Below are 2,560 nucleotides of genomic sequence, written 5' to 3'. Positions count from 1 at the left end.
CGGAGGCGCATCGGGCAGGTCAGGCGCGCCTTCCACAGGGTTATCCCCAGGGTGGGGAGGACCCCGGAGTGGAGGGCGAGGCCCTCTTCGGGTGCCGTGGGGCACCCGAAAGGGGTGGTGGGAGCGCATCCTGGGTCGTTGCGGGGCCCCGGGAGGGGATCAGCCCTGGCGGGCGGTGCTCTTGATCCGCGCGGTGAGGTCGGTGACCTGGTTGTAGAGCGACCGGCGCTCGGCCATGAGCTGGCGGATCTTGCGGTCGGCGTGCATGACCGTGGTGTGGTCGCGCCCGCCGAAGGCCTGGCCGATCTTGGGCAGCGAGAGGTCGGTGAGCTCGCGGCAGAGGTACATCGCGATCTGCCGGGCCGTGACGAGCACCCGCGAGCGGCTCGAGCCGCAGAGGTCGTCGACCGAGACGCCGAAGTACGACGCCGTCTGCATCATGATGATCGAGCTCGTGATCTCCGGGCCGGCCTGGTCGGTGATGAGGTCCTTGAGGACCACCTCGGCCAGCGGCAGGTCGACCGGCTGGCGGTTGAGGCTGGCGAACGCCGTCACCCGGATCAGCGCGCCCTCGAGCTCGCGGATGTTGGTCGAGATCTTCGATGCGATGAACTCGAGGACGTCCGGCGGGGCGGAGAGCCGCTCCTGCGCCGACTTCTTCCGGAGGATCGCGATACGGGTCTCGAGGTCGGGCGGCTGGACGTCGGTGATGAGGCCCCACTCGAACCGGGAGCGCATGCGGTCCTCGAAGTCCTGCAGCTGCTTGGGCGGCAGGTCGCTCGTGACGACGATCTGCTTGTTGGCGTTGTGCAGCGTGTTGAAGGTGTGGAAGAACTCCTCCTGCGTCTGCACCTTGCCCGACAGGAACTGGATGTCGTCCACGAGGAGGACGTCGACATCCCTGTAACGGCGCTGGAAGGCGGCTGCCTTGTCGTCACGGATCGAGTTGATGAACTCGTTCGTGAACTCCTCCGAGCTGACGTAGCGCACCTTGGCGCCGGCGTACAGCGTCCGCGTGTAGTGGCCGATGGCGTGCAGGAGGTGGGTCTTGCCGAGGCCGGACTCGCCGTAGACGAACAGCGGGTTGTACGCCTTGGCCGGCTGCTCGGCGACGGCGACCGCGGCCGCGTGGGCGAAGCGGTTGCTGGAGCCGATGACGAAGGTGTCGAAGGTGTACTTGGGGTTGAGGCGGCTGGCCTCCTCCGTGCGCGTGCCCGGCGAGCCGGTGCCCGGTCGGGCCTGGTCGACCGCGGGCGGCGAGTCGGCGACGGGGACCGGAGCCGGTGTGATCACCGGTGCGGGAGCGCTCGCGACCTGGCCGAGATTGGCGTCGGCATACGTCGAGTCGGCGAGGTCGTCGGTGGCGTCCTCGTCGAGGTTGGGCGCGATCGACGGGTCGACCGTGACGGCGATCCGGATCTCGCGGCCGAGGGTGCGGGAGAGGGCGTCCACGACGAGCGGGCGGAGCTTGGACTCGAGCACGTCCTTGGTGAACTCGTTGGGTGCCGCGACGAGCGCGGTGTCCTCGACGAGGGCGAGCGGACGGGTCAGCGAGACGAAGGCGCGCTGCTGCGGGGGGAGGGCGTCGCCGAGGGACTCGAGCGCCCGGGCCCACACTTCGGCGAGATCCGGTACCGCGCTGTCGTCCACCACGTTGGTCCCCTGTCTCGGCCGCCCGGAGGGGCGGCCCTGGTCATCCCGGCAGACGCGCTGCCGCACCGCTCGCCGGACGGGGTGCCGTCAGGCGTCCACACGCTCGTCCACAGGTGTGGAACGACAGCGGGCGTCGGCCCGATGGCCTGTGGAGTGGGACCGTAACCGGGGTCTCGGGACCGGAGTCAAGGGGTTGTCCACAGGGCGTGCGGCCCGGAGTCTGCCATGCCCGGGCGGTTCCTCGGCGTGTCGGGCGGTAGATCGTGCTCGCCCCGGGGAGGATGGGGGGTTCGCCGGGTGCGGGTGCTGTGGCCGCGACCACGTCGTCGCGGTTTGACCCCCACGCGCGACGACCCGTACCGTGGACGGGCCGACGTCCGTCCTGACCTGCGACGACCTGTGCCCCGTCTCGGTGGGGAGCGGTCCCGCAGACCGGGTACGACGACGGCGGCCCCCGCCGCATGCCTGCGCACCGTGCCTCCCAGACCTCCGGGAGCCGGGGCGTCGGCGTCCGGTGGTGGCCGGCGGGCTCATCCCCGCCGACCGCAGCCAGACCGATCGGCCCCGGCCGATCACCCACGCCCGGCCAGACCCCTGGCCTCCTCACGACGGTTCGGAGCCGACCCGATGAGCAAGCGCACGTACCAGCCGAACAACCGCCGCCGGGCCAAGACCCACGGCTTCCGCCTCCGCATGCGCACGCGTGCCGGTCGCTCGATCCTCGCGGCGCGCCGCCGCAAGGGTCGCACCGAGCTGTCGGCCTGACGGTCCGTCCGGATCCCCCCGCGACCGTGCTGCCCCGCAGTGCGCGGTTGCGTCGGAGCCGGGACTTCAGCGAGACGGTGCGACGAGGGTCGCGGGCCGGAAGGCCCCTCCTCGTGGTCCACCTCGACCTGGCGTCGGACGA

Annotated in this window: 2 protein-coding genes and 1 pseudogene; 2 read left to right on the top strand and 1 reads right to left on the bottom strand. The window is 71.2% G+C overall.

Annotated features, from left to right (window positions below; translation table 11 throughout):
* Positions 1–159: 159 nt before the first annotated feature.
* Complete coding sequence (dnaA, locus tag ACFQGU_RS17610) at positions 160–1,653, bottom strand: chromosomal replication initiator protein DnaA (protein ID WP_386769005.1); 1,494 nt, start codon at positions 1,651–1,653, stop codon at positions 160–162.
* Between the two features lie 627 nt (positions 1,654–2,280).
* On the opposite strand from dnaA, the gene rpmH reads away from it, so the two are divergent.
* Both rpmH and ACFQGU_RS17600 read left to right on the top strand, forming a co-directional pair.
* Entirely contained in the window at positions 2,281–2,418 is a 138-nt protein-coding gene (gene rpmH, locus ACFQGU_RS17605) for a 50S ribosomal protein L34 (protein ID WP_386769004.1), read from the top strand.
* 26 nt (positions 2,419–2,444) lie between these two features.
* A pseudogene (locus ACFQGU_RS17600) lies at positions 2,445–2,560 on the top strand (ribonuclease P protein component); the annotation flags it as partial.

The sequence above is a fragment of the Longivirga aurantiaca genome (genome assembly GCF_042660085.1).
GTDB lineage: Bacteria > Actinomycetota > Actinomycetes > S36-B12 > CAIYMF01 > Longivirga > Longivirga aurantiaca.
Note: the sequence above shows the minus strand (reverse complement) of the source record. Positions and strands in the feature narration are given on the sequence as shown.

What these genes read in the sequence shown, in the direction of transcription:
- rpmH (WP_386769004.1), top strand. Translation starts at nt 2,281, where the DNA reads ATGAGCAAGCGCACGTACCAGCCGAACAACCGCCGCCGGGCCAAGACC.